The 25,813-nt window shown below is 67.5% G+C and carries 22 protein-coding genes; 12 read left to right on the forward strand and 10 right to left on the reverse strand.

Features of this window, described 5'->3' with window-relative positions; all coding sequences use genetic code 11:
- Positions 1 to 147 precede the first annotated feature (147 nt).
- The 6 genes from EV647_RS07420 to EV647_RS07445 all read right to left on the reverse strand — a co-directional run bounded on the left by EV647_RS07420 (position 148) and on the right by EV647_RS07445 (position 8,327).
- Positions 148 to 1,161: an ABC transporter substrate-binding protein gene (locus EV647_RS07420; protein ID WP_134000315.1), complete on the reverse strand. Its 1,014-nt coding sequence runs from the start codon at positions 1,159 to 1,161 to the stop codon at positions 148 to 150.
- 26 nt (positions 1,162 to 1,187) lie between these two features.
- The gene (locus EV647_RS07425; protein ID WP_134000318.1) at positions 1,188 to 3,467 is read right to left on the reverse strand and encodes a glycoside hydrolase N-terminal domain-containing protein; all 2,280 of its coding nucleotides are present in this window, start codon (positions 3,465 to 3,467) and stop codon (positions 1,188 to 1,190) included.
- Positions 3,468 to 5,129: an extracellular solute-binding protein gene (locus tag EV647_RS07430; protein WP_134000321.1), complete on the reverse strand. Its 1,662-nt coding sequence runs from the start codon at positions 5,127 to 5,129 to the stop codon at positions 3,468 to 3,470.
- Between the two features lie 27 nt (positions 5,130 to 5,156).
- Positions 5,157 to 6,101, reverse strand: a complete 945-nt coding sequence (locus EV647_RS07435) for a carbohydrate ABC transporter permease (RefSeq protein ID WP_134000324.1) — start codon at positions 6,099 to 6,101, stop codon at positions 5,157 to 5,159.
- Positions 6,098 to 7,096: a sugar ABC transporter permease gene (locus EV647_RS07440; RefSeq protein ID WP_202870860.1), complete on the reverse strand. Its 999-nt coding sequence runs from the start codon at positions 7,094 to 7,096 to the stop codon at positions 6,098 to 6,100. Before EV647_RS07440 ends, EV647_RS07435 begins: the two co-directional genes overlap by 4 nt.
- A gap of 346 nt (positions 7,097 to 7,442) precedes the next feature.
- The gene (locus EV647_RS07445; protein ID WP_134000327.1) at positions 7,443 to 8,327 is read right to left on the reverse strand and encodes a phosphotransferase enzyme family protein; all 885 of its coding nucleotides are present in this window, start codon (positions 8,325 to 8,327) and stop codon (positions 7,443 to 7,445) included.
- Between the two features lie 318 nt (positions 8,328 to 8,645).
- Between EV647_RS07445 and EV647_RS07450 the strand changes: the two genes are divergently transcribed.
- The gene (locus EV647_RS07450; RefSeq protein WP_134000330.1) at positions 8,646 to 9,890 is read left to right on the forward strand and encodes an MFS transporter; all 1,245 of its coding nucleotides are present in this window, start codon (positions 8,646 to 8,648) and stop codon (positions 9,888 to 9,890) included.
- An 11-nt stretch (positions 9,891 to 9,901) separates the two neighbouring features.
- Here the strand turns inward: EV647_RS07450 and EV647_RS07455 are convergent, their stop codons facing one another.
- On the reverse strand, positions 9,902 to 10,888 hold the full coding sequence (locus tag EV647_RS07455; protein ID WP_134000333.1) for a TerC/Alx family metal homeostasis membrane protein: 987 nt from the start codon (positions 10,886 to 10,888) through the stop codon (positions 9,902 to 9,904).
- A 316-nt stretch (positions 10,889 to 11,204) separates the two neighbouring features.
- Here EV647_RS07455 and EV647_RS07460 point away from each other — a divergent pair, with 316 nt between their 5' ends.
- From EV647_RS07460 to EV647_RS07480, 5 genes are all read left to right on the forward strand, one after another.
- Complete coding sequence (locus tag EV647_RS07460; RefSeq protein ID WP_202876060.1) at positions 11,205 to 11,753, forward strand: TetR/AcrR family transcriptional regulator; 549 nt, start codon at positions 11,205 to 11,207, stop codon at positions 11,751 to 11,753.
- The gene (locus tag EV647_RS07465; RefSeq protein ID WP_134000339.1) at positions 11,750 to 13,249 is read left to right on the forward strand and encodes an MFS transporter; all 1,500 of its coding nucleotides are present in this window, start codon (positions 11,750 to 11,752) and stop codon (positions 13,247 to 13,249) included. Before EV647_RS07460 ends, EV647_RS07465 begins: the two co-directional genes overlap by 4 nt.
- 209 nt (positions 13,250 to 13,458) lie before the next feature.
- On the forward strand, positions 13,459 to 13,770 hold the full coding sequence (locus EV647_RS07470; protein ID WP_238175202.1) for a hypothetical protein: 312 nt from the start codon (positions 13,459 to 13,461) through the stop codon (positions 13,768 to 13,770).
- A 12-nt stretch (positions 13,771 to 13,782) separates the two neighbouring features.
- Positions 13,783 to 14,385 (forward strand): cell wall protein, encoded by a 603-nt coding sequence (locus tag EV647_RS07475; RefSeq protein WP_134000346.1) that lies wholly within the window; start codon positions 13,783 to 13,785, stop codon positions 14,383 to 14,385.
- A 1-nt stretch (position 14,386) separates the two neighbouring features.
- Positions 14,387 to 15,202 carry a MauE/DoxX family redox-associated membrane protein gene (locus EV647_RS07480; RefSeq protein ID WP_134000349.1) on the forward strand — a complete coding sequence of 272 codons (816 nt, stop codon included), beginning with the start codon at positions 14,387 to 14,389 and terminating at the stop codon, positions 15,200 to 15,202.
- 102 nt (positions 15,203 to 15,304) lie between these two features.
- Here the strand turns inward: EV647_RS07480 and EV647_RS07485 are convergent, their stop codons facing one another.
- Positions 15,305 to 15,814: an NUDIX hydrolase gene (locus EV647_RS07485; RefSeq protein WP_134000352.1), complete on the reverse strand. Its 510-nt coding sequence runs from the start codon at positions 15,812 to 15,814 to the stop codon at positions 15,305 to 15,307.
- A 122-nt stretch (positions 15,815 to 15,936) separates the two neighbouring features.
- Between EV647_RS07485 and EV647_RS07490 the strand changes: the two genes are divergently transcribed.
- The 5 genes from EV647_RS07490 (at position 15,937) to EV647_RS07510 (ending at position 23,325) form a co-directional block, all read left to right on the forward strand.
- On the forward strand, positions 15,937 to 18,246 hold the full coding sequence (locus tag EV647_RS07490; protein ID WP_202876061.1) for a PQQ-dependent sugar dehydrogenase: 2,310 nt from the start codon (positions 15,937 to 15,939) through the stop codon (positions 18,244 to 18,246).
- Between the two features lie 4 nt (positions 18,247 to 18,250).
- Positions 18,251 to 18,739 (forward strand): SRPBCC family protein, encoded by a 489-nt coding sequence (locus EV647_RS07495; RefSeq protein WP_134000355.1) that lies wholly within the window; start codon positions 18,251 to 18,253, stop codon positions 18,737 to 18,739.
- Between the two features lie 90 nt (positions 18,740 to 18,829).
- Positions 18,830 to 19,252 carry an iron chaperone gene (locus tag EV647_RS07500; RefSeq protein ID WP_134000358.1) on the forward strand — a complete coding sequence of 141 codons (423 nt, stop codon included), beginning with the start codon at positions 18,830 to 18,832 and terminating at the stop codon, positions 19,250 to 19,252.
- Positions 19,253 to 19,280: 28 nt separating this feature from the next.
- The gene (locus EV647_RS07505) at positions 19,281 to 20,174 is read left to right on the forward strand and encodes an alpha/beta fold hydrolase (RefSeq protein ID WP_134000360.1); all 894 of its coding nucleotides are present in this window, start codon (positions 19,281 to 19,283) and stop codon (positions 20,172 to 20,174) included.
- 28 nt (positions 20,175 to 20,202) lie between these two features.
- A complete protein-coding gene (locus EV647_RS07510) occupies positions 20,203 to 23,325 on the forward strand; it encodes a BTAD domain-containing putative transcriptional regulator (RefSeq protein WP_134000362.1) in 3,123 nt (1,040 codons plus the stop codon).
- On the opposite strand, the gene EV647_RS07515 is transcribed toward EV647_RS07510, so the two are convergent.
- On the reverse strand, positions 23,309 to 24,052 hold the full coding sequence (locus EV647_RS07515; RefSeq protein ID WP_134000364.1) for an ABC transporter permease: 744 nt from the start codon (positions 24,050 to 24,052) through the stop codon (positions 23,309 to 23,311). The two genes, EV647_RS07510 and EV647_RS07515, sit on opposite strands and share 17 nt — an antisense overlap.
- Positions 24,049 to 24,984, reverse strand: a complete 936-nt coding sequence (locus tag EV647_RS07520; protein ID WP_134000366.1) for an ATP-binding cassette domain-containing protein — start codon at positions 24,982 to 24,984, stop codon at positions 24,049 to 24,051. Before EV647_RS07520 ends, EV647_RS07515 begins: the two co-directional genes overlap by 4 nt.
- A gap of 139 nt (positions 24,985 to 25,123) precedes the next feature.
- On the opposite strand from EV647_RS07520, the gene EV647_RS07525 reads away from it, so the two are divergent.
- Positions 25,124 to 25,804, forward strand: coding sequence for a DUF4097 family beta strand repeat-containing protein (locus EV647_RS07525; RefSeq protein ID WP_134000368.1), 681 nt, complete (start codon positions 25,124 to 25,126; stop codon positions 25,802 to 25,804).
- The last annotated feature ends 9 nt before the right edge of the window (positions 25,805 to 25,813 follow it).

The following is a 25,813-nucleotide window of genomic DNA, read 5'->3' on the forward strand; positions in this document are numbered from 1 at the left end:
CCTGTCAGCACTCACACTCACCGCAGCATGCTCCACCCGCGGACAGGTGCTCAGCCGGACTTACCAACCAGCACAAGCACCTGTCAGCGCTTCAACCCACAGCAGCACCTGTCAGCTGTTGGCGCTCCCCGCCCACCACAGCACCTGTTAGCCCTTCGGACCGAGCAGCTTCTCCAGGTCGGTGAGGACGTCCATCGCGCCGAGCGGGCCGAGGCCGAGGAACCACACCTCGTCGTCGACGCGCGCCGACTTGCCGGCCTTGACGGCCGGCAGTGACTTCCAGAGGTTGCCGTTGACAACCTTCGTCTCGTCGGTGCTGTCGGGCTTGCCGTAGCTGGAGTAGAAGATCCAGTCACCGGCGGCCTGGCCGATGTTCTCCTGGGAGACTTCGACGGCAAGGTCCTGCACGTCCTGGATCTTCGGCCGCGGCAGGCCGATGTCCTTCAGGATGACGCCGATGAACGACAGGTTGCCGTACAGCCGGATCTGTCCGGGACGGAACCGGACCAGCGAGATCGTCCGCGTACCCTCCACCTTCGACTTCACCTCGTCGGCGCGCTTCTGGTAGTCGTTCAGCAGCGCGGTCGCCTTGTCCTCCTCGCCGACCGAGTCCGCGACCAGCAGGAAGTTCTCCTTCCACGGGAACCCGGGCCGGATGCTGAACACCGTCGGCGCGATCGCGCTGAGCTTGTCGTAAAGGTCCTTGGCCCGCAATTTGCTGCCCAGGATCAGGTCCGGCTTCAGCGCCGCGATCGCCTCGAGGTTCAGCTCGCTGATCCCGCCGACGGTCTTGATCCCCTGCGCCTTGCCGGCGAGGTACGACGGTACGCCGCTCTGTCCCGCCGTCGTCGCCATCCCGACCGGGGTGATGCCCAGCGCCAGCACGTCGTCCAGCTCGCCGCTGTCCAGCACCACGACCCGCGTCGGCTTCTGCTCGAGCTTGGTCTCGCCCAGCGCGTGCTTCACCGTCCGCGGGAACGCTCCCGGCGCGGCGTCCGAGCCGAGTTTGGCGGTCTCCGCGTCGGCGGTCTTGAACAACCGTCCGCCGGTCGCCACTTCCTTGTCACCGACGCCGGCGTCCGCACTCTTGGTGTCCCCGCCGCCGCACCCGGCGAGCACCAGTACGGCTGCCGACGCAACGATCCCGATCAGTTTCTTCACGGACGTTGAGACTACAACAAGTTTGGTTAGGCACCCCTAACCAGGTCCAGCTGTTGGCCGGCGGCCAGCTCGACGGCCCGTTCCCCGTCCGGCAACGCGATGCGATACGTCCCGGCGACAGACGCCCGTACGACAGCCTCGGTCAGGATCCCGTCTCGCCAGGCGACGTCGAACGACAGGCCGCCGCGAGCGCGGAGGCCGTGGAACGAACCGTCGGGCCACTCCGCCGGCAATGCGGGCAGCAGCCGGATGACGTCGGTGTGGCTCTGCAGGAGGAGCTCAGGGATGCAGCCGGTCAGGCCGAAGTTGGCGTCGATCTGGAAAATGTCGCCGTCGCGGTGCAGCAGGTTGTCCGACACCAGCCGACTCAAGTAGTCGTGGATCACCGCTGCGGCACGAGACGGCTCGAACAGCCGCGCCCACAGCGCCACCAGCCACGCAGCAGTCCAGCCGCCGTTCACCGCACCCGCAGTACGCAACTCCAACGAAGCACGAGCGGCCGCGGCCCATTCCGGCGTACGTGCCGGGTCGATTTCCGCGCCCGGATACAGACCGTAGAGGTGCGACTGATGACGATGCTGTGCCTCCGATGGCTGCCAGTCGGTCGGCCACTCGTGCAGCCGTCCGTCCGGTGTCACCCGGATCCCGGGCAACCGATCCCGAGCAGCAGTCGCCCGCGCGGCGAGCGAGGATTGCAGTCCCAGCACACCCTCCGCATCGGCCAGGTTCGCGAACAACTCGCGGATCAGCCAGATGTCGTACGTCGACGTGAGGTCGACCGATGCCTTCCCACCGGACGGCAGCACGAAATGATGCTCCGGCGCGGTCGACGGAATGAACTGCAGATGCTCACCATCGTCGACGAGCATCGCCAGTACGAACTCGGCGGCACCCGCGATCAACGGGTACGCCCGCTCTCGCAGGAAGTCCACATCCAATGAGAACCGGTAGTGCTCCATGAGATGCGCCGTCAGCCAGACCCCACAGGTCGCGCACATCGACCACACCGGATCGTCCCCGCCGTCGCCGACGGGCCAGGTCGCCCGCCAGATGTCCGCGTTGTGGTGCGAGACCCAGCCGGGTGCGTCGTACAGGATCCTCGCGGTCTCCGCACCCGACGAGGCCAGACCTTCGATCAGGTCGGTCAACGGGTCGAAGCACTCGCTCAACCCGGTCAGGTCGGCGAGCCAGTAGTTCATCTGGGTGTTGATGTTGTTGGTCCAGTCACTGGCCCACATCGGCCGCCGGTCCTGGTTCCAGATGCCCTGCAGGTTGGCCGCCTGCGTCCCAGGGCGGGAGGACGCGATCAACAGGTACCGGCCGAGGTTGAACGCCAGCGCGACCAGATCCGGATCGTTGCCCCCGGCAGCGACCGCCTTGATCCGCTCGTCGGTCGGCAGCTCGACAGGAACGCCGAGCTCCAGCGACGCCCGGTCGTACAAGGACGCATGGTCCTCGACGTGCCGCTCCCGAAGCTTGTCCACGGCAACCGAATCCAGCATCGCAGACGCAGCACTCAAAGCCGTCAAGGGATCCCGTCCCGGCGGCACCTGCCAGCCGGCGAACGTACTCGCTGCCGCCAGTACGACGGTCACCCGCGTCGCCCCACGCACCGCGATACCGTCGTGCGTTGCCGTCACCGGCCCTCCGTCGGCGAAGGCGCGCAGCGCGACACCGAACCCGATCCCGCGCCCGTCCTCGTACCGGATCGGATCCGGGCTCTCCCGGTACTCGATCGTCAGATCCGACGGCGCCCGCCCGACCACACCATAGGTGCCATCAGCAACTTCCACCGCGATCGGATGCTGACTCTCCAGGCTCAGATCCAGCGAGATCGCACCCGGCTGGTCGGCCGTGATCGTCCACGCCAGCACCTGGTCCGGCGCGGACACGAAGGTCTCGCGCCGGAACCGGGTGCCGTCCACTGTGTAGTCCACGCCCACGACGCCGGTGCTCAGGTCGAGCGTGCGCCGGTACTGCGTCGCCGTACCGCTCGACCGGATCACCAGATCGGCGAGCGGCTGGTACGACTCCACCAGCGGACCCTGCAACGCCCGGGTCCGCTCGGTGGCCGCCAGCTGATCACCGTCCTCCAGCAACAACCGGCGTACGTCGGCCAGCACCGCCGGCCCGTCCGGGACGGTCAGCGTGCGCGGACCGTCACCGGACCAGACGTCGTCGAGGTTGAGCGCGATCCGCTCGTCGGCGACCCGGCCGTACACCTTCGCGCCGAGATGCCCGTTGCCCAGCGGCAACGCCTCGAACCAGTCCGACGCAGGGGCGTGGAACCACAGTTGATGGGACAACTACTTGCTTCCGGACTTGTACTTGTCGTAGGCCTGCTGGTTGATCTCCAGGTACCGCGGCATGCCGGTGCTCTCGAGCCCCTTCACGTACGCGTCCCAGTCGGTGTCGATGTTCTTCGAACCGGTGATGAAGGCCAGCTGGTTCTGGTTCACGTAGGTGTTCAGGTTGGTCTGCAGCGTCGCGAGCTCACCGCTCAGGCTCGGGTCCGGCCAGACCGAGGTCTGCGGGAACCACTGCGCCTTGTCCTCGTGGCCCTCGTACAGCTTGGTGGCTTCCCACAGCCGTCGTTCCAGGCCGGCGCCGGTGTAGATGTCCTTCGGCACGACCTGCGCGTTCCGGTAGGCCAGCGTGTTGTTGTACTGACCGAGCGCGCCCCAGCTGATGTTCTTCGGCGCGTCCTGCTTCGGTTTGTACAGCGCCTTGGTGCTGGCGTCGAGCGCGATGTCACCAGGGCCGGGCTTGGTCCAGCCGACACCCTCCGGGCCCATGTTGGTGATCATCTGGCCCTCGTCGCTGTAGATCCAGTCGAGCATCTTGATCGCCGCGACCTGGGCCTCCTTGCTGGCCTTGTTGGTCAGCATGAACGTGTAGCCGGTCGACGTCGGGTGGTTGTATCCCGTGTAGCTCTTGCCCTCAGGGCCGGTCAGCGGCGGTACGGCGTCGTACTGCTTGTCCCGGCCGTCCTTCGAGTCCAGCTGGACGAAGATGCCCGGCCACAGCACCGGCACAGAGCCGAGTACGACGGCCTTCGGGTTGTTGCCCTGGGCCTGCAGCGCCTGCGCGTTCTGGGTGAACGCGGCCTGGTCGATCAGACCGTCCTTGTAGAGGCCGCGGATGTACTTCAGGCCCTCCTTCCATTGGTCCGAGGTCACCGGCGTGACGACCTTGTCGCCATTCAGGGTGATCAGCGACCGGACGCCGTTGTTCGCGCCGACCGGGTCGTAGGCGAACGCGTTCATCAGGTACGCGATCAGGCTGCTGTCCTGCGGGTCGCTCGTCATCGGGATCTCGTCGGCCTTGCCATTGCCGTTCGGGTCCTTGGTCTTGAACGCCTCGAGCACCTTGCGCAGGTCGTCGGTGGTCTTCGGCACCTGCAGGCCGAGCTTCTTCAGCCAGGTGCTGTTGATCCACAGCTTGTCCGGGTACGTGCAGTGGAAGCAGTCCGCCCACTGCGGCAACGCGTAGATGTGACCGTCGGGCGCGGTCGACATCTCCTTGTACTCCTTGTTGGAGTCCAGCGCCTTCTGGATGTTCGGCGCGTTCTCCTTGATCAGGTCCTCGAGCGGTACGGCGATGCCCTGCTGGCCGAGCTTCAGCACCTCCGCCTGGGTGAACGCGTCGATCCACGGGATCAGGAAGAACAGGTCCGGGTAGTCGCCGCTGGCCAGCGAGATCTGCCGCTTCTCCTTGGCCGGCCCGGCGTCGTACGTCGTGGTCTGCCAGCGGAACTGGATCTTGAACTTGTCGCTGATGATCTTGGTCACCGCGTTGGTGTCCATGTTGGTGCTCTGGTCGGACGGCGTGAACGTGTCGATGACGACCTTGCCGTCCGCCGACGTCTCGTTCGCCGCACCCTTGGACGACTTGTCCGAGCTGCAGGCTGCCAGGGCGAGCGCGCCGGCGGCTGCCAGCGCGACGACCTTGCTCACGGATGAGCGCATTGCGGTGTTCCTTTCTGAATGGGCCCTTCAGCCCTTGACCGCGCCGACCATCACGCCCTTGGTGAAGTGGCGGGCGACGAACGGGTAGATGATCAGTACGGGCAGACTCGAGATGACGATGAGCGCGTACTTGAGGACGTTGGCCAGCTGTTGCTGTTCGAGCTGCTGGGCCAGACTCGTCGTGGTGGTGGACCCGGTGAGCGTGTTCAGGATCAGAACGTTCCGCAGGACGATCTGCAGCGGGTACAGGCCGGGGTCCTTGAGGTAGATCAGTGCGTCGAAGTAGCTGTTCCACTGGAAGATCGCGTACATCAGCGCGATCACCGCGATCACCGGCTTGGACAGCGGCAGCACGATCGACCACAGGAAGCGCAGATCGCTCGCCCCGTCGATGGTGGCCGCCTCGTACAGCTCGTCCGGGATCGTGCTGCGGAAGAACGTCCGCGCGATGATCACCTGCCAGACACCGATCGCGCTCGGGATCACCATCGCCCACCGGGTGTTCAGCATCCCGAGGTCCTGGACCACCAGGTACGTCGGGATCAGGCCGCCGGAGAACAGCATGGTGAAGATCAGCACGCTCATGATCACGTTCCGGCCGAAGAACGTCCGGCGGGACAACGGGTACGCGATCGCGATCGTCAGCGTGACGCTGATCAGGGTCCCGCCGATCGCGTAGATGAACGAGTTCAGGTAGCCCTTCATGATCAGCGGATCGCTGAAGGCCTCCTTGTACGCCCGCAGGCTCGGCTCGATCGGCCACAGCAGCACCCGGCCGGCACTCACCGCCGACGGGCTGCTGAACGAGTTCGCGACGATGTAGATGAGCGGTACGGCGACCAGGATCAGCGCGATCCACAGCATGATCCGCACGCCGAGCAGGAAGATCTTGTCGGTGCGCGTCTCCTCGATCGTGGTGCGCTCCGACCGTTTGACCGACGTACGCCGGAAGCCTTGAAGAGTGATGCTCATGACCAGAGTCCGTTTCCGGTGATGCGCTTGGCGGCGAAGTTCACGCCGAGCAGCAGGAACAGGTTGATCACCGAGTTGAAGAGCCCGATGGCGGTCGCCATGCTGAAGTCCGCGTTCAGCAGACCGGTCTTGTAGACGTAGGTGGCGATGATCTCGGACTGCGCGGTGTTCAACGGGTTCTGCAGCAGGAACGCCTTCTCGAACCCGATCGACATGATGTTGCCGACGCCCAGCACCAGGATGATCACCGCGGTCGGCATGATCCCCGGCAGGTCGACGTGCCGGATCCGCTGCAGCCGGCTGGCGCCGTCGATCCGCGCCGACTCGTGCAGCGCCGGATCGATCCCGGACAGCGCGGCCAGGTAGATCACCGCGGAGTAGCCGGTGGTCTGCCACACGTCCGACCAGACGTAGATGTGCCGGAAGTAGTCCGGATTGCCGAGGAAGTCCACGGACGGTACGCCGAACAGCCCGATCGCGTCGTTGACGAATCCGAGTCGTGGCGACAGCACCAGGATCGTCATCGAGACCACGACCACGGTGGAGATGAAGTACGGCGCGTACGTGACCAGCTGCACGAGCTTCTTGAACCGGCCGTTGCGGATCTCGTTCAGCGCGATCGCCAGGATGATCGGGATCGGGAAGCTGGCGAGCACCGTGTAGACCGACAGCAGGAAGGTGTTCTTCACCAGGGTCCAGAACACCGGGTTCTGGAAGAACAGCTCGAAGTTGCGGAAGCCGACCCAGTCACTGCCCCACGGGCCCTTGATCGGGCTGTAGTTCTTGAACGCGATCACGGCGTTCGCGATCGGGACGTACTTGAAGATCACGAAGTACGCGAGCGGTACGACGACCAGCAGGTAGAGCTGCCAGTGCCGCCGCAGACTGCGCCGGGCCTGGGTCCGGCGACTCGTTCGCGGTGGTTTCCGGGCGGTCGCCGCGGCCGGCGGCGCCGGTACCGCCGGTGCCGGTTTCACCTCGAAGGTTGCGCTCACTCCGCATCCTTTCCCTCACGCGCTGGAGTGGAACCGATATCCGATAGGATCTCGGGTTTCGCTATCCCGGAGGATGACACACAACCCCACCACTGCGGAAGACTTGCCACCCGAGTCGATGCCGGATGGTGACCGTGGGGCTCAAATCCCTTGCAGACAAGGGTTTTCCGGCGTTGCCCCCAGCAACCACCGGTCGCAGAACGCCGAATGATCCGGTGGCGAGCCACCGGATCCGGGCAGACGTCGATCACACCCGGGGTCGCTCTGAGCCACCGACACCGGACCGATCCGCAATTTATTTCTTCTGTTAACTATATAGCAGTCAACCTGCCGTCGACGGCCAATGTCAAGACCTGGCCGCGGCGAGCTGCCGAGCGATCGTCACCTCGTCGAAACGGCCCTCCTGCCGGCCGTTCCAGAGCTCGGCCATCACCATCAACACCCGGAACACGACCCGCAACGGCTCGATCGCAGCGAGCTCATGCTCGGTGAGCGGTTCGGCGGCGGCTCGCTGGTAGCCGGCCAGCATGTCCGGCTGCACCCTGGCGATCACGAGCTCCCAGACCCGGCTGTCCAGATGACACAGGTCGAAGTCGATCACCCCGGCGAGACGACCGTCGTCGTCGAAGTGCAGATTCCAGCTCGCGGAGTCGCCGTGCACGATCGTCTGCGGCAGTCCCAGCAGGCCGTACTCCCGCACCAGTTCCTTGGCGCCGTCCATCGCGCGCGCAGCCCTGTCGGCAAGATCAGGCCGCTGCTCGCGAAGCAGCTCGACGCCGCGGTCCCAGCCCTGGAACTCCCCCATCGCGTCCAGGTCCGCGGCCTGGAAGAACCCGGGCCGCGAGCCGAGGTCGAGCTCGCTCAGGTCCGCGTGCAACCGGGCGAGCACCTCGCCGCGCTCGGTCTGCTGCGCCACGGTCTCGTCCTGGTGCGGCGTTCCAGGTACGAAGCGGGTGGCTGCCCAGAGCCGATCGTCGTACTGGATCGGGCCGGCGATCCGCGCGGGAACGCACCAGCCGCGCGCGGTCAGATGATCGAGCACCTGGGTCTCGTAGGCAAGGTCCTCTGCAGTCCTCAGCAAGTGGTACCGGCGAAGGATGTGATGCTCGCCGTCGCTGGTCCACAGATGCCAGTTGCCGTTACGAACCGATTCCTCGTCACCGGGCCGGGTCGGCTCCAGTCGCGCCGGCTCGATTCCCAATGCTGCCGTCACATCACCCAATGCGACCATTCCCGCATCCTGGCAGGTCGCCGTGGACGAGGTCGCTGAGGGCCGTCGGCCAGGGAAAAACCTGACCCGACCATCACGGGGGAACGGCCGGGCCAGGCACTACAGATAGTACTCCTGATCACCAGCCGGGGTCGGCTAATTCGAAGGCGGACGCGCCGCGTCTCCCCTACCGTGTCGCCATGCGTACTCGTTCCTGAAAGCGCACCACCGCGGCCCCCGTCGCCGTCCGTGCGCAACGCAAGCGTTTGACCCAGCCGGTCGCCGCTTCGTCCTGCCCGCACGCCCATTTCAGGAACACGCTTTCAGGAGCCACCCGAGATGTCTTCCTACCGCTCTGCCGACCCCACCCGGACGTACTACGTCTACAACGCCGCCTGGTCCTTCCTGGCCGCGCTGTCGTTCACGCTCAACCTCGTGTACTACGTCCGCGACGCCGGACTCGACCCCCTGCAGATGGTCCTGGTCGGGACCACGCTCGAGCTCACCTGTTTCCTCTTCGAGATCCCCACCGGCATCGTCGCCGACCTGTACAGCCGCCGGCTCTCGATCGTGATCGGCTTCGTGCTGATCGGCGCCGGTCTGCTGCTCCAGGGCCTGGTGCCCGCGTTCCTGGCGATCCTCGCCGCGCAGGTGCTGTGGGGCGTCGGGTACACGTTCACGTCCGGCGCCGACCGGGCCTGGATCACCGACGAAATCGGCACCGAGCGAGTCGGCGGAGTGTTCGTCCGCACGCAACAGTTCGAGCTGGCTGCGAAGATCGCCGGCACGGTCACCGCCGGAGGTCTCGGACTGATCAGCCTGCCGCTGCCGATGGTGATCTCCGGCGCCGGGACGATGCTGCTCGGCGTGTTGCTCGCACTGTTCATGCGTGAGCAGAACTTCCATCGCACGCCGCGCGAGGAGCGCGAGACGTTCCGGCAGCTGGCAGACACGTTCAAGCACGGTCTGACGGTCGCCCGGCGGCGTCCCGTCGTACGGACGCTGGTGGTCATCAGCCTGATCGCGGGCCTGTCCAGCGAGGCCTTCGACCGGCTGTGGTCGGTGCGGCTCCTGACCTTCAGCTTCCCGACCGTGTTCGGTACGTCGGACCCGGCACTCTGGTTCACCGCACTGGCCCTGGCCGGCACCGCTCTCTCACTGGCCGCGTCATTGCTGCTGAACCGCTTCTCCGCCGAGCGCCTGCAGGCCTCGCACCCGACCGGCATCCTCGCAACACTCGCCGCGCTGGACGTCCTCGGCATGTTCCTGTTCGCGTTCGCCGGGAACTTCTGGCTCGCGCTCACGGCGCTCTGGTTGCGCCAGATCGCCGACACCGTCTCGATCCCGATCCACTCCGGCTGGCTGAACCGGCATGTCGACTCCCGTTCCCGGGCGACCGTGCTCTCGATGGTGTCGCAGGCGAACGCGATCGGTCAGGTCGTCGGCGGCCCGCCGCTCGGCGCCCTCGGCCGTACGTCGTTGCGCGGCGCACTGCTCGCGTCCGCGCTGATCTGGCTACCGATCCCGGCGTTGTACCTGCGGCTCAAGGATGCCCGCAGTACGACCGAGAAGCAGGCCGTCTGACCGGCCGTAGATCACTCGTCGATCCTGATGCGGATCGCTTCGCGGCGGTTGTCCCGCGACGTCTTGACCAGGCTGGCGACCGTGGTGACGAACAGGGTGCCGACGATGAAGCCGAGCGAGGTGAGGATGCCGATGTGCGGCAGGTGGATCGCGCCGATGTCGTCGATGTGCGACCCGTGCAGCGCCTCGATGATCAGCTTCACGCCGATGAACGCGAGGATCACCGACAGGCCGACGTTCAGGTAGACGACCCGCTCCAGGAGGCCGCCGATCAGGAAGTACAGCTGCCGCAGGCCCATCAGCGCGAACGCGTTCGCGGTCAGCACGATGTACGCGTCCTGGGTGAGCCCGAAGATCGCCGGGATCGAGTCGAGCGCGAAGATCACGTTCGCCATCCCGATCGCGGAGATCACGATCACCAGCGGGGTGAGCATCCGGCGGCCGTCGGTCTTGGTGACCAGTTTCGCGCCGTCGTAGTCGTGCTGCAGCGGCAGGATCCGGCGCATCCCGCGGATCACGACGTTCTCCTGGAAGTCGGACTCGTCGTTCTCGCCCTCGAGCGCCAGCCGGACCGCGGTGTAGACCAGGAAGGCGCCGAAGATGTAGAACACCCAGCTCGCGGCCGAGATCGCCGCCGCGCCGGCCAGGACGAAGACCGCCCGGAGCAGCATCGAGACCACGATGCCGATGTACAGCACCTTGTCCTGCGCCAGGCTCGGTACGGCGAACCGCGCCATGATGATCACGAACACGAACAGGTTGTCGACGCTCAGGCTGTACTCGGTGATGTAGCCGGCGACGAACTCACTGCCCGACTGTCCGGGACTGAACAGGAACAGCCCGAGCGCGAAGAGTCCGGCCAGGCCGACGTAGAACAACACCCAGCGGGTCGCGTCCTTGATCGTCACGGTGTGGTTGCGGCGCGCGATCACGATCAGGTCGAACGCGACGATCGCGAGCAACCCGGCGATCGTCAGCACCCAGACCGCAGGGGGCATGACAGAGACCATGACGAACCTCCGGACGTCGGCGTACAGCTGGCTTGGTCCGGAGGTCTCTCCCACCCGGCTGATCTCGTGCTGGATCAGTGCGGGCCGGCAGCACCGGTTCGGCCGTCCAGGCCTCCCGTGATGACGACGCTGCCGTGGCGGGATACTCCCCTCCACAAACGCCGCAAGTGTATAGGGTCCCGATCGATCTCACCGTTCACCAGGTCACACCCGCCACGCTCACGATGATCGTATACCGCATACAGACTCCAATGCTAGAGATCACTCTGAGACACTGATGTCTCATTTGAGGTACCCTCGTCTCATGGCTGTTGATCGGGAGCAAGTACTGCGGGCCGCCGCGAGTCTGCTGATGCGGAAGTCCTCGGCGACCATGGACGAGGTGGCCCGGGCCGCGGGGATCAGTCGCGCCACGCTGAACCGGCAGTTCGCCGGGCGGGACGCGCTGGTCCGGGCGCTCGAGGAGCTCGGCATCGCCGAGTGCGAGGCCGCCGTCGCGCGAGCAGTGATCGACGACGGTCCGGCGGCCGACGCCGTACGGCGCCTGGTGCAGGAGCTCGAGCCGGTCGCCCGACAGCTCGCGTTCCTGTACTCCGAGAACCAGTTGTTCGAGGGCGACGAGCAGAACGCGGGCTGGGCCCGGCTCGACGCGCGTCTGGTCGCGCTATTCCGGCGCGGTCAGGAAGCGGGCGAGTTCCGGATCGACCTCAGCCCGGTATGGCTGACCGAAGCGCTCTACGGGCTGCTGGTCTCCGCAGCCTGGGCCGTCTGCGAAGGGCGGGTGGCCCCCAAGGACTTGAGTTCGAACGTCACCGAGTTGCTGCTCGGTGGCGCACTCCGGACACAGAAATGAAGCAGCAGGCGATCACCCGGCCGAGGCGCTGGCTCGCGCTCGGCGTACTCGTGCTGGCCGTTCTGCTCGTGGCGGTCGACGCGACGGTGCTCGGCCTCGCGACCCCCTTCCTCTCCGAGGACCTGAAGCCGTCGGGCACCCAACTGCTGTGGATCGGCGACGCGTACTCGTTCGTGCTCGCCGGGCTGCTCGTGTCGATGGGCAGCCTCGGCGACCGGATCGGCCGCAAGCGCATCCTGCTGATCGGCGCGACGGCGTTCGGCGCGATCTCGGTGCTGAACGCGTACGCGAACTCGGCCGAGCTGATGATCGTGGCGCGAGCACTGCTCGGGGTCGCGGGCGCGACGCTGATGCCGGCCACGCTCGCCCTGATCCGCAACCTGTTCCACGACCCGCGGGAGCGCAGTGTCGCGATCGGGATCTGGGGCGCCGCGGCATCGGCGGGAATGGCGATCGGCCCGATCGTCGGCGGCGTACTGCTGGAGAACTTCTGGTGGGGTTCGGTCTTCCTGATCAACCTGCCGGTGATGGCGGTGCTGGTCGTCGTCGGCGCTCGCCTGCTCCCGGAGTCCCGGAACCCGCAGCCGGGTCCCTGGGACCTGATCAGTGTCGTGCTGTCGATGGTCGGGATGATCGGAATCGTCTATGCGATCAAGGAGTTCGCGGCCCACGGGTTCGACTGGATCCCGCTGGCCTCGGGCGTCGTCGGCGCGATCGCCCTCTACGGTTTCGTACGTCGTCAGCGCCGGCTCCCGATCCCGTTGCTGGACCTGCGATTGTTCCGCAGTCGCGGGTTCAGCAGCGCCGTACTGGCCGATCTGCTCACGATCCTCGGGCTGTCGGGATTGATCTTCTTCCTGTCGCAGTATCTGCAACTGGTGCAGGGGCGGCGGCCGATCGAGGCCGGGCTCGCGGAGTTGCCGGCCGCGATCGGTGCGATCGTCGCCGGTCTGCTCGCCGGGAGGGTGGCGCGACGGTTCTCGGTGCGCGCTGTTGTGGCCGGTGGCCTCGCCGCGATCGGTCTGGCGCTCGCCGCTCTCACGACGATCAGCCAGGACACCGGGTATCCGTTGCTCGGTGCGGCGTTGCTCGTGGTCGGGGCGGGTGCGGGGTTCTCGTTCACGGTCACCGCCGACGTCATCCTGGCCGCCGTACCGAAGGAGGAATCGGGTGCGGCGAGTGCGGTGTCCGAAACGGCGTACGAGCTCGGCGCGGCGCTTGGGATTGCGCTGCTCGGGTCGATCGTCACCGGCGTCTACCGCGACTTCACCGGTCCCGCGGGCACGCCCGCCGCAGCCCACGAGTCGTTGGGTGGGGCGGTCGAGGCCGCTGCACAACTTCCGCCGGAGGCTGCCGCGCAGTTGCTCGACGCGGCACGAGACTCCTTCGCGCACGGGGTATCCATCGCCGCCGGCGTCGGCGCTGCCGTCCTGCTGATCACCGCGGTCGTCGCGTGGTTCCTGCTGCGCGGCCAGGTACTCAGCACCGAGCGCTAGGCAAAAAGTTTCCATTTCTTCGATTACCTCTGGGAGATTCCGCCGGATCGGAGTACAAAGAGTTCTTGTAGGTCTTACCGCCCCTAGACCTGGAGGAATGTGTCATGGCCGGAATTACCGCCGAAGCCTCATGGTTCTGTTGTGGGAACGCATGGGGACCCTGTGGAAGCGCCGGGCACGGCGCCTGCGGGACGTGCAACTCGGGAAGCATGCAGCATGCGTGGCCGAACACCTCGGACGCTTGCTACGCCATCACTCGCCCGGACAGCTGCGGGATCACCGGGATGTCCCGGCGTACCTGCGGCTTCCGGCACGCCACGACCAGCCTGTGTACCGGAAAGCGGATCGTCACGTCGATCGCCGACTGCGGCCCGCAGACCGACCTGTTCTGCGGCGAACGCTCCTGCTGCGGCGGGAACTGCGCCTCGAACCGGGTCATCGACTTCACGCCGGCCGCGTTCAGCGCGCTCGGCCTCAGCCTGAGCAGCGGCTTGTCCCCCGTGTCGATCGACGTGGCCTGAGAGGAGACCGAGATGACTTCCACGATGGACCGCCGCTCGCTGCTCAGCCGCGCCGCCCTCGGTGCGACCGGACTGGTCGCCACAACCGCGATGGGCTCACTCGCCCCGGAGACGGCATTCGCCGCCAACCAGCAGTTCGCCGACCCTGGTCAGCCGGACCCGAACTTCGCCGAAGGTCTGATCATGGGCCGCAACCAGGATCTCCTGCAGGTACAGGGATCCGACGGCCGGTTGCACCGGATCCAGCTGACCGGCGTGACGAGTGTCTGGAAGCTCCGCCCGACCACGATCGACCAGGCCCGGATCGGCGACGGCCTGTACGCACGCGGCGTACTGCTGCCGGACGGCATCCTGGCCGCCGAGGCGATCTGGGTCAACATCGTCAACCTGACCGTCGCGATCACGGCGATCGGGCGCAACGGCGTACAGCTCGACCACCACGGCCAGAAGGTCGTCGGGCACGTGCAGTCCGGGACCACGGCGGCCGTGTACAACGGCACGCCCGCCGTCTCGGACCTGTCGATGCTCAAGGTCGGCCGGCACGCCCAGGTGATCGGCGCCTGGCGGCCGGGGACGAACGAGATCGACATCGCGACCATCTACACGTCGAACTGACATGGGTACCTTGGCGGCTGCTCAGCCGCTCTTGATCGGGTTGCTCCTGCTCTGGTCGTCGTACGGCAAGTTCGCCGACCCACAGCAGGCGGACCGCACCGCCCTCCCCCGCCTGGTGGGCGATTCACGCGCAAAGCCCGCCTACCAAGCCGTAGCCGTAGTCGAAGTCCTCATCGCTCTGGCCCTTCTCCTACCACCTTCTTGGGCGATCGAGGCATTCGCCGCAGTCGCACTGTCCGCAGGCTTCACCGGCTTCCTCGTCTACTCGAAGGTCGTCGTACCCGAGGCGTCCTGCGGGTGTGCCGGGAAGTCAGCCAAACCAGTTGGCAACCGGGCGATCGCGCGCGCCTTGTTGCTGCTGGCAACTGCTGGACTGGCGACCACGGCGTCGACCGGGTGGTGGTCGGCGGGTGCGGGTGTGCTCGTGCTCGTCGTCGAGGCGGTGGCATTCGCGATGCTGTCTGCCGAGCTCGACCGGTACTGGCTGCTGCCGTTGCGGCGGTTCCGGATCCGGCTCAGCCACCCGTACGCAGGTACGGCGTCCGACGACACACCGCTCGTCGCGACACAGCGACGAGTCCTGCTCAGCCCGGCGTACCGCGCGGTCGACGGGTTGCTGCGTTCCGACATCCACGACTACTGGGACGACGAGGAATGGCGGTTCGTGAGCTACGCCGCCAGGTACGACGGCCGCCGCGCGACCGCCGTCTTCGCCGTACCGCACCAGGACTCCACGCCCGCGGCGATCCGGGTCGCCGTCGTGGATGAGGCGGGCCTGACGCTTTATCGTCCGACGATGCTCGCCACCGCTGGTTAGGCCCGGACCGCCAGCCCATCACAATCGCCTCTCCACCGCTCCCGTCACGCTCGCCGTGGCGGGAGCGGCTGCATTGTGATGGCCTGCAGATCCGCCGTTCCCTCAGACAGGGCGGCCGAAGTCGGCGTAGGTCGGGGTTCCGGTGGTCAACGCCTGTTGGGCGAGGGCCAGGCGGCGGGCCATGGACGGGCGGAGGCGGGGGGTTGCGTCGGTGAGGGTGAGGTAGTGGTGGGCTCGGGCTTCGGTGGGGTCGAGGGTGAGGGCGGGATCGTCCAGGATGCCGCCGTCGAAGATGAAGGCCAGGGAGTCGGCCCACGGGCCGTGGGCGGGGATCCAGTCGACGACCAGTAGGCGGCCGATCTTCAGGTCGAGGCCGATCTCCTCCTGCACCTCGCGGCAGCACGCCTCGTACGGCGATTCGTCGGCCTCGACGATGCCACCCGGGATGTCGAGGGTCGGTTTGTAGGTGGGTTCGAGGAAGAGGATCCGGCCGGCGCGGTCGCGGATGAGTGCGCCGCCGGCGGCGGTCTTGCGGGGGAAGCGGGCAGCGATGCCCGGGTTGAACTCCTTCTCCGGCTCGCCTTCGGCAGCAAGGTCGTCCAATCGGTTCACGCCACCAGTGTCGGCTACCTGTTGAGCTCGGCCGACTGCGGGCAGCTACCCACTCGACGGCTGCCGCGGATCGGCGCATTCTGAACCACAGAAGCGCGCGGAGGGGTCTGAGGCGCTGGGAAGTGGGGGACGAGATGTGGGGTCTCGGCAGGACCGCGCGCGGGCGCGGACGGATCAGCATGGCGGCCGCGATGCTCCTGGTCGCCGCAGTACTCAGTCAAGGCGCGGCCCGGGCGGAGACGCTGCCCACCGGGTTCCGTGACTCGGTCGTCCTGAGTGGACTGACGAACCCGACGGTGCTGCAGTTCGCGCCGGACGGGCGGATCGTCGTCGGTCAGAAGAACGGCGTGATCAAGATCTTCCAGAGCCTCACGGACACCAGTCCGGTCACCGTCGCCGACCTGTCGCTCCGGGTCGACGACTACTGGGACCGCGGCCTCCTAGGCCTCGCCCTGCCACCCAACTTCCCTGCCGACCCGTACATCTACGTGCTCTACGCGTACGACGCGGCCATCGGCGGAACCGCCCCGCGGTGGAACGACGCCTGCCCGACACCACCCGGCCCGACCACGGACGGCTGTCTAGTGTCGGCCCGGTTGTCCCGGCTGCAGATCAGCGGCAACGTCATGACCGGATCCGAGCAGGTACTGATCAACGACTGGTGCCAGCAGTTCCCCAGCCACTCGGTCGGCACGCTGCTCTTCGGGCGCGACGGATACCTCTACGTCAGTGGGGGCGACGGCGCCAGCTTCAACAACGTCGACTACGGCCAGTACGGCGCGAGCTACGCCGGCGACCAGGCCAACCCCTGCGGAGATCCTCCGGGGTCGGTCGGCACCGCTCTGACGCCGCCGAACGCGCAAGGTGGTGCGCTGCGCAGTCAGAGCGTCCGCCGTCCCAGCGGTCCGGCCTCGCTGGACGGTGCGATCCTCCGCCTCGATCCCAGCACGGGCGCCGGCGTACCCGGCAACCCGTTCTTCTCCTCGGCGGATCCGAACGCCCGGCGGATCGTTGCCTACGGCACACGTAATCCGTTCCGGATGACGCAACGTCCGGGGACCGACGAGCTGTGGATCGGCGACGTCGGGTGGAACACGTGGGAAGAGATCAACCGAGTGGTGTCCCCGACGACAGCCAGCAACTTCGGATGGCCGTGCTACGAGGGAGCGGCGGCCCAGGGCGGGTACCAGGGTGCCGGGTTGTCGTCGTGCTCGTCGCTGTACTCGACGCCCGGCTCGGTCGTCGCGCCGTACTACGCCTACAACCACAGCGCCTGCGTGGTGAACTACACCGGCTGCCACACCGGCGGTTCGTCGATCACCGGGATCGCCTTCTACCAGGGTGGGTCGTATCCGTCCGAGTACAACGGCGCGCTGTTCTTCGCCGACCACTCGCGGAACGAGATCTGGGCGATGCTGCCCGGTACGAACGGACTACCTGATCCGGCTCGACTGCGGTCGTTCGCCGGTGTCGACTCGACAGGTGGCGCCGCCAGCCATCCGGTCGACCTGAAGATCGGTCCGGGTGGCGACCTGTTCTACGTCGACATGGAGAGTGGCGCCGTACACCGCATCACCTTCACCGCCGCGAACCAGCCGCCGACCGCGGCCTTCACGGCAACCCCGTCCAGTGGCGCCGTCCCGCTGACGGTGAACTTCGACGGCACCGCGTCCTCCGATCCTGAGGGCGGTCCGCTCAGTTATTCGTGGGACCTCAACGGTGACGGCACGTTCGGCGACGCGACCGGCGCAACGGCGACACGCACCTACAGCACGGCGGGGACCTATCACCCGAGCCTGCGGGTGACGGACAACCAGGGGGCGACGGACACGACGTCGGTCACGGTCACGGCCGGGAACACGGCACCGACGGCGGTGATCGACTCGCCCGCAGCGAGCCTGACCTGGAAGGTCGGTGACCAGATCGCCTTCGCCGGCCACGCGACCGACGCACAGGACGGGTCGTTGCCCGCGTCCGCGCTGAGCTGGAAGCTGATCCTGCATCACTGCATCACGCCGTCCGACTGCCACGCGCACGAGTTGCAGACCTTGAGCGGCTCTTCGGGCACGTTCGCAACACCGGACCACGCTTATCCGTGCTGGCTCGAACTGGCGTTGACCGCGACCGATTCCGCAGGTCTGTCCTCGACGGCTTCGGTCCGGCTGGACCCGCGGACCGTCGTACTGACGTTCCGGACCAACCCGGGCGGACTCACCCTGACCAACATGGTCGTGAACGAGGCACCACGCTCGACCCCCTTCTCGGTCACCGTCGTGGTCGGCTCGGCGAACTCGGTCAGCGCTCCGTCCCCGCAGCAGTTCAACAAGTTCACGTACAACTTCACGTCCTGGTCGGACGGAGGCCCACAGAACCACACGATCACCGCACCAGCGGTGAACACCACCTACACCGCCACCTACCGAAAACGCTGAGACCATGGAAGCACTGGTAGAGATCGAGGAGACCGTCCACGTCGACGCCACGCCGGACGCCGTCTGGGAGCTTGTCACCGACGTCCGGCGGCATCCGGAGTACGCCGGACCGAAGAGCATCACCAAGGTCATCGACTTCGATGACACGCTGCACGTCGGAGCGCGGTGGATCGCGCACGAGAAGTTCGGGCCGCAGAAGTTCGACGCGCCGTCCGAGGTGACCACGTGGGATCCGGACCACGCTTTCGGCTGGGTCTCGTTCCCACCGATGAAAGAGGCCAATCGCGGCGAAGGCGGCCGGGTGTTCTGGTCGTACACCGTCATCCCGGAGCTGGACGGCACCCGGCTCACCCATCACATGGAGGTTTTGCCACCGGCGAAAGGCGCGTGGACCGTGAAGGCGATGTACGCCGTCCTCCGGCTGCCCGCCAAACAACGGCGAGGGATCCGGACCACCCTCGCCAACATCAAGTCCACCGCCGAGCACGCCTGACGGATCTGATCAGTTTTCAAGAAGCGCGGGGGTTCGGCGGCTTCTAGTGTTTGGGGTGTTCGGAGACGACAACCAGAGAGGGACACTCCAATGGCCACCACGAAGAAGAAGTCGTACGACGGGTTCACCGACGCTGAGCGGGACGCGATGAAGGAGCACGCGAAGGAGCTGAAGAGCAAAGAGGACCCGGCCGAGGCGCAGGCGGCGAAGATCGCGACGATGGCGGACGCCGACCGCGAGATCGCCGAGCGGCTGAACGAGCTGATCCCGCAGATCGCGCCGGACCTGACCCCGAAGCTCTGGTACGGCATGCCCGGCTGGGCGAAGAACGGCAAGATCGTCTGCTTCTTCCAGGACGCGGCCAAGTTCAAGTACCGCTATTCCACGTTCGGTTTCCAGGACTCCGCCAACCTCGACGACGGCGACATGTGGCCGACGTCGTACGCCATCACGAAGCTGACGCCGGCAGTCGAGAAGCAGATCGTCGCGCTCGTGAAGAGGGCTCTGAGCTAGGGCTCTTTTGCCTTGCTAGCCTCGGCAGATGCTGAACGGCTCGCAGGCGCGTGATCGTGTGGTTGTCGCGTTCGACGCGCTCACCGGTGGGGGTGTTTCCCGGTGCGCGCTCGATCGGGGCGGCCGGCTGTTGCAGTGGGTCCAGGGCGGAAGCGGTACGCCGGTGGTGCTCGAGGCGGGGGCGATGTCGCCGGTCGCCGGCTTCGCGGCGGTGTTCAAGGGGCTTGTCTCGGAGCATCGCGTGATCGCGTACGACCGGGCCAGCTACGGTGCCAGCGATCCTGCTCCGCTCAGCCTAGACGGTCAGGTCGACGACTTGATCGCCGTACTCGAAGAAACCGGACCGTCGGTGGTCGTTGGGCACAGCTGGGGTGGGCTGCTCGCACAGTTCGCCACCTGGACGCGGCCTGATCTGGTCACCGGGCTGGTCCTTCTCGATCCGTCGCACGAAACCTTCTGGACCGACGCCCCTCCAGAGGCCAGTGCGGACCGTACCCGCCCGGCAGCTGATGACCCCCGGACCGAAGATGTCCTGGCATTCGGGCACGATCTCGCCGCCGACGTCGCCCGTAGCGTCGGCGCGGACCAGCACCTCACGCAACTTCTCACCGACGCGTGTCTGTCGTACCTGGAGACCGACGCACAGCTGTTCACCTACCTCGACGAGCTCCCGATGATCCTCGACCACGTCGACGACCTGACCGCCCGCCGTAGGCAGGCTGTCTGGCCCGAGATCCCCGTCGTACTCCTCACCGCCACCAAAGGCAGACCGCCCGAGTTCACTCCCCAGGTCATAGCGGTGCAGGAGCAGCTGGCTACCGAATGCGATGGGCGGCACCAGGTGGTGCCGGACTCGGGGCACTACATGCACATCGACCGTCCGGACCTGGTGATCGCCTGCGTGGAGGAAGTCGCCGGCTGAGCACTGCTGCCATGGCAAGATCTGCTGGGTGCAGATTGGGATGCTGGGGCCGTTCGAGGTGCGGGCGGGCGATGGGGGGCTTGTCGACGTGCCGGGGGCGCGGTTGCGTGGGCTGTTGGTTGTGCTTGCGCTGGACGCCGGGCGGGTGGTTCCCAAGGCCACGTTGGTGGACTGGATCTGGGGTGAGCAGCCACCGACCGACGCCGCGAACGCCTTGCAGCGGTTGGTGTCGCGGCTGCGCAAGGTACTCCCGGACGGCTCGGTCGAGGGGCACACGGACGGGTATCGGCTGCAGATCGATCCCGACGCGGTGGACGCCGTACGGTTCGAACGCCTCCTCACCCGTGCCCGCACCGACCATGACCCGCAAGGTGTCCGGCTGCTGCGTGAGGCGCTCGGGCTGTGGCGTGGCCCGGCGATGCAGGACGTCGGGCTGACCGAGAGCGGCGCGTTCGACGCGGCCGTGACCCGGCTCGACGGGCTCCGCCTGACCGCGATGGAGGACCGGTACGACGCCGAGATCACCCTCGGTCACGGCGCGGACCTCGTCACCGAGCTGACCGACCTGGTCGCCGCCCACCCGGTGCGCGAACGCCTCGTCGCCGCCCTGATGCGCGCCTTGGTCGCCTCCGGCCGCGACACCGAGGCACTCCGCGTGTACGAGCGCACCCGCGAAACCCTCGCCGACGAGCTCGGCGTCGACCCCTCACCGGAGCTGTCCGCCCTGCACGTCGCCCTCCTCCGCGGCGAACTGGTACGCCGGGACGAGAAGCGGAACACGAACCTCCGCGAAGAACTCACGACGTACGTCGGCAAGGACGCCGACATCGCAGGAGTCCGCGACCTGATCGCCGGGCACCGCCTGACCACGCTGATCGGACCGGGCGGATCGGGTAAGACCCGGCTCGCGACCGAGACTGCGCGGACTGTTCTAAAAGACCTCCCCGACGGCGCCTGGATGGTCGAGCTCGCGGCGATCGGCGCCGACGGTGATGTGGCGCAGGCCACGCTCGGCGCGCTCGCCCTGCGGGACGCACTGCTCGGCGACGTACCGGACGCGGACCCGACGGACCGCGTGATCGCCGCGGTCCGCGAGCGGGCGATGCTGCTGATCCTGGACAACTGCGAGCATGTGATCGAGTCCGCGGCGACGTTCGCTCACCGGGTGCTCGGCGAGTGCCCGCGGCTGCGGATCCTGGCGACCAGCCGGGAACCGCTCGGTATCACCGGCGAGGCGTTGTGGCCGGTCGCACCACTGGCGCTCCCCACCGACGACAGCGAGATCGACGCTTCGCCGGCCGTCCGTCTGCTGCAGGACCGGGCACGGGCCGTCCGCGCGGACCTCGCCTTGGACCCCGAGACGATGGCCCGAATCTGCCGTGCCCTGGACGGTATGCCGCTGGCGATCGAGCTGGCCGCCGCCAGGCTGCGCACGATGTCGCTGGAGCAGCTCGCGAACCGTCTCGACGACCGTTTCCGCCTCTTGACGGGCGGCAGTCGTACGGCGCTCCCCCGCCACCGCACGCTGCGCGCAGTGGTCGACTGGAGCTGGGAGCTGCTGTCCGACGCCGAGCGGGCTGCCCTGCGCAGGCTGTCGGTCTTCGCGGGCGGCGCGAGCCTGGAGGCGGCCGAGCAGGTCTGTGTAGGTGGGGAGGTCGAGTCGTGGGAGGTGCTCGACCTGCTGACCGCGTTGACCGAGAAGTCGCTGGTGGTCACGAAGGACGAGGGCGCGCCGCGGTACCGGCTGCTCGGCACGATCAAGGAGTACGCGCAGCAGCGTCTCGAGGAGGCGGGCGAGACCGACCAGACCCGCCGTACCCATCTCGCCTACTTCACCGAGCTGGTCGAGACCGCCGACCCGCACCTGCGGCGCGCCGAGCAGCTCGAATGGCTGGCGATCGTGGAAGGCGAACATGACAACATCGCGGCGGCGATGCGGGCCGCACTGGCAGCCCGTGACGCGGTGGGGGCGATGCGGCTGGCCGCGGCCGCCGGGTGGTACTGGTGGTTCGCCGGGCACAAGGTCGAGGGCAGCGAGTTCCTGATGGCTGCCCCGGACCTGCCGGGCGAGGTGCCCGACGAGAGCCGCGCCGTGGTGTACGCGTTCGTCGCCACCTTCATGACCTCTGGGCGTGGCCGCGACCAGTTCAACGCGGAGGACTGGATCCGCAAGGCCGCGGACATCAGCCAGCGGGTCAAGAGCCCGCACCCCGCGGTGACCATGTCGACCGCGCTGGAGGGGCTGCTGCGCGGACCGGACTCGTTCGTGTCCGCCTTCGAGCCGTTGCTCACCGACGAAGATCCCTGGGTACGGGCGCTTGCGCGTTTGCAGACCGGGAAGATGCGGATCATGCTCGGCGACGGCGACCCGGACGCGGATCGCGCGGTCGCGACGGCGGTCGAGGAGTTCCGGGCGATCGGCGAGCGCTGGGGGATGTCGTTCGCGTTGACCGAGCTCGCGGACCGGGTCGCCGTACGTGGTGAGTTCGCCGACGCCTGCGAGTACTACGAGCAGGCGATCGCGGTCGCCGAGGAGGTCGGGGCCACCGAGGACGTCGTACGGATGCGGTCGCGGCAGGCGCAGCTGTACTGGCTCGCGGACGACCACGAGGCGAGTGCCACCGCGATGGCGGAATCGCTGCGGCAGGCAGAACGCGTCGCCTGGCCGGAGGCGCTGGTCGAGCTGGCGTTGTGCAAGGCGGAGCTCGCGCGCTGGAGCGGCGACGCCGAGGAGGCACGCCGGCAGCTCGACCTCGCGACGACCCTGCTGGGCCACGAGGCGGAGCGGCCGAACCTGCGCGTGACGATCCAGGACATGCTCGGCTACCTGGCCGCGGATCTCGACCAGGCCTGGCAGCACCGCAGCGCGGCGTTCCAGGCAGCGAGCGAAAGCGGGCACGCCCCCGGGATCGCCCAGATGCTCATCGGGATCGCGGATCTGGCCTTGCGCACCGATCAGGACGAGCACGCCGCGCGGCTGCTCGCCGCGAGTGCCGTCGTACGGGGACTGCCGGACCGGTCCAACCCCGATGTCGCCAAGGTCGAGCAGGAAACGCGCCGCCGCCTCGGTGACGCGAAGTTCACCGAGGCGACGGAAGAGGGCCGGCAGGCGAGCTGGCGAGAGCTCGTCGAGGTCACGCTCGCTTCTTGAACGTCGAGGTCGCCCAGAAGTACCCGACCACGGCGATCCCGAGGCACCAGGCGAACGCGGCGATCAGGTCGCCGGTCTCCGGCGCGCCGTTCAGCAGGCCGCGCAGGCTCTCGATGATCGGCGTGAACGGCTGGTACTGCGCGAACTGCTTCACGCCGGGACCCATCTTGTCGGCCGGCACGATCGCGCTGCTGAAGAACGGCAGCATCACCAGCGGCACCGAGGCGAGGCCCGCGGTCTCCGGAGTCTTCGCGAAGAGGCCGAGGGCAACGGTCAGCCAGCCGGTCGCGATCCCGAGCAGTACGACGAGACCGATGACGCCGAGCCACTGGGCGAAGCTCGCCGACGGGTCGAAGCCGAGTGCGAACGCGACCCCGATGATCGCGGCGATCGCGATCAGGTTGGTCATCACGCTGGCGATCACGTGCCCGGTCAGGACCGCGCCCCGCGGCACGTCCATCACCTTGAAGCGGTTGATGATGCCCTTGGTCATGTCGGAGTTCACTGCCGTCGCCACGGCGCCGAGCCCGTAGCAGACCGCCAGAAGGAGCATGCCGGGCGTTGCGTAGTCGACGTACGGGACGCCGACGCTGAACGCGTCGCCGAGCATGTAGACGAACATCAGCATCACCACGACCGGCATCAGGACCGCGTTGAACACCGACGTCGGGTTCCGCGCGATGTGCTTCAGGTTGCGGCGCAGCATCACGATCGAGGGGTTCTTCATTTCGCGACTACCTCCGCGGTGTCGTGGCCGGTCAGGGCGAGGAATACGTCATCGAGGTCAGGGGTGTTGACGGAGAACTCGTCGGCGTCGACCGAGTACTCGTCGAGCCGGTCGAGCAGCTTGCGGACCGACTGGGTGCCGCCGTCGCTGGGGACCCGCAGCGTCAGCGCGTCGTCGTCCCGGGTCGAGTCGGGCATGATCCGGGCGGCGGTGTCGAGGGCCTCGACGGAGCCGAAGCGGAACCGGACGTGGGTGCCGGGGATCTGCCGCTTGAGCTCTTCCGGGGTGCCTTGGGCAACCAATCGGCCCTTGTCGAGTACCGCGATCTTGTCGGCCAGCTGGTCGGCCTCGTCGAGGTACTGCGTGGTCAGGAAGATGGTCACGCCGTCGGCCAGCAGTTCGCGGATGATCGTCCACATGGTGCGCCGGCTGCGCGGGTCGAGGCCCGTCGTCGGTTCGTCGAGGAAGATGATCTGCGGGTCGCCGACCAGGGTCATCGCCAGGTCGAGCTTGCGGCGCATACCACCGGAGTACGTCGCCGCGGCCTTGTCGGCCGCCTCTGCCAGGTCGAAGCGCTCCAGGAGCCGGCCGACGACCTCGTTTCCCGCGCCCGGGCTCAGGTCGACCATCAGCTGGAGGTTCTCGCGGCCGGTCAGCAGCTCGTCCACGGCCGCGAACTGGCCGGTGACGCCGATCGCGGACCGGACCGCCTTCGCGTCGGTCGCGACGTCGTGCCCGGCCACCCGGACCGTGCCGTTGTCGGGCTTGGTCAACGTGGTCAGCACGTTCACCGTCGTCGTCTTGCCGGCCCCGTTCGGGCCGAGCAGGGAGAAGACGGTACCCGCGGGGACGTCGAGGTCGATCCCGTCGAGCACGGTCTTGTCGCCGAATGCCTTGCGCAGTCCTGTGACCGCGATCGCCGAAGTTGTCATGGGAACACCTTCGGCGGGTGTCCTGACACGCACCTGACACGCCGCCTACACGGTGTCAGCACCGTGGCTGCCGGGATCACAGAGCCCTGTCAGGAGGTCGGGCCAGAGTTGTCCGCACTGACCCTCAAGGAGCGATCACATGTCTACTTTCAGCACCCCCGCACCGATCTCCGCCGCCGTGGACATCATCTTCGGCGACATCACCGTCAAGGCGAGCGACCGGAACGACACCGTCGTCGAGGTCCGGCCCGTCGACCCCACCTGGGAGCTGGACGTGAAGGCCGCCGAGCAGGTGGTCATCGAGTTCACCGACGGGAAGCTGCAGGTCAGGCACCCGAAGCTGCGGTCCGTGTTCAGCAAGCGGTACGGCGCGGTCGAGGTGCTGATCGAGCTGCCCACCGGGTCCGATGTCCAGGGGTACACGGCCAAGGGCGAGTACGTCGTCGAGGGCGAGGTCGGCTCGTGTGAGCTGAAGACCGCGAACGGCGACATCCGGGTCGGCAAGGTGGCCGGCACGCTGCGCGCCAAGTCCGCCACCGGCCACATCACCGTCGAGGCGGCCGGCACCGAGGTCAACGCGCGGACGGCGAACGGCGACATCCGCGTCGGCGCCCTCGGCACCGGCACCCTCGACCTCTACACCGCCACCGGCGAGGTCGCGATCGGCGTCCCCGCGGGCACCGCGGCCGCGCTGGACGCCCACACCTCGATCGGTCGGGTGTTCAACGACCTGGAGTCCATCGAGAACCCCGCCCGCACAGTCACCGTCCGCGCCCGCACCCACGGCGGCAACATCACCCTCCGCCGCACGGTCAGCTGACACACGGAG

It is taken from the genome of Kribbella sp. VKM Ac-2566 (assembly GCF_004366005.1).
GTDB classification, from domain to species: Bacteria; Actinomycetota; Actinomycetes; order Propionibacteriales; family Kribbellaceae; genus Kribbella; species Kribbella pratensis.

What these genes read in the sequence shown, in the direction of transcription:
- EV647_RS07430 (WP_134000321.1), bottom strand. Translation starts at nt 5,129, where the DNA reads ATGCGCTCATCCGTGAGCAAGGTCGTCGCGCTGGCAGCCGCCGGCGCG.
- EV647_RS07435 (WP_134000324.1), bottom strand. Translation starts at nt 6,101, where the DNA reads ATGAGCATCACTCTTCAAGGCTTCCGGCGTACGTCGGTCAAACGGTCG.
- EV647_RS07445 (WP_134000327.1), bottom strand. Translation starts at nt 8,327, where the DNA reads ATGGTCGCATTGGGTGATGTGACGGCAGCATTGGGAATCGAGCCGGCG.
- EV647_RS07450 (WP_134000330.1), top strand. Translation starts at nt 8,646, where the DNA reads ATGTCTTCCTACCGCTCTGCCGACCCCACCCGGACGTACTACGTCTAC.
- EV647_RS07455 (WP_134000333.1), bottom strand. Translation starts at nt 10,888, where the DNA reads ATGCCCCCTGCGGTCTGGGTGCTGACGATCGCCGGGTTGCTCGCGATC.
- EV647_RS07460 (WP_202876060.1), top strand. Translation starts at nt 11,205, where the DNA reads ATGGCTGTTGATCGGGAGCAAGTACTGCGGGCCGCCGCGAGTCTGCTG.
- EV647_RS07465 (WP_134000339.1), top strand. Translation starts at nt 11,750, where the DNA reads ATGAAGCAGCAGGCGATCACCCGGCCGAGGCGCTGGCTCGCGCTCGGC.
- EV647_RS07470 (WP_238175202.1), top strand. Translation starts at nt 13,459, where the DNA reads ATGCAGCATGCGTGGCCGAACACCTCGGACGCTTGCTACGCCATCACT.
- EV647_RS07475 (WP_134000346.1), top strand. Translation starts at nt 13,783, where the DNA reads ATGACTTCCACGATGGACCGCCGCTCGCTGCTCAGCCGCGCCGCCCTC.
- EV647_RS07480 (WP_134000349.1), top strand. Translation starts at nt 14,387, where the DNA reads ATGGGTACCTTGGCGGCTGCTCAGCCGCTCTTGATCGGGTTGCTCCTG.
- EV647_RS07495 (WP_134000355.1), top strand. Translation starts at nt 18,251, where the DNA reads ATGGAAGCACTGGTAGAGATCGAGGAGACCGTCCACGTCGACGCCACG.
- EV647_RS07500 (WP_134000358.1), top strand. Translation starts at nt 18,830, where the DNA reads ATGGCCACCACGAAGAAGAAGTCGTACGACGGGTTCACCGACGCTGAG.
- EV647_RS07505 (WP_134000360.1), top strand. Translation starts at nt 19,281, where the DNA reads ATGCTGAACGGCTCGCAGGCGCGTGATCGTGTGGTTGTCGCGTTCGAC.
- EV647_RS07515 (WP_134000364.1), bottom strand. Translation starts at nt 24,052, where the DNA reads ATGAAGAACCCCTCGATCGTGATGCTGCGCCGCAACCTGAAGCACATC.
- EV647_RS07520 (WP_134000366.1), bottom strand. Translation starts at nt 24,984, where the DNA reads ATGACAACTTCGGCGATCGCGGTCACAGGACTGCGCAAGGCATTCGGC.
- EV647_RS07525 (WP_134000368.1), top strand. Translation starts at nt 25,124, where the DNA reads ATGTCTACTTTCAGCACCCCCGCACCGATCTCCGCCGCCGTGGACATC.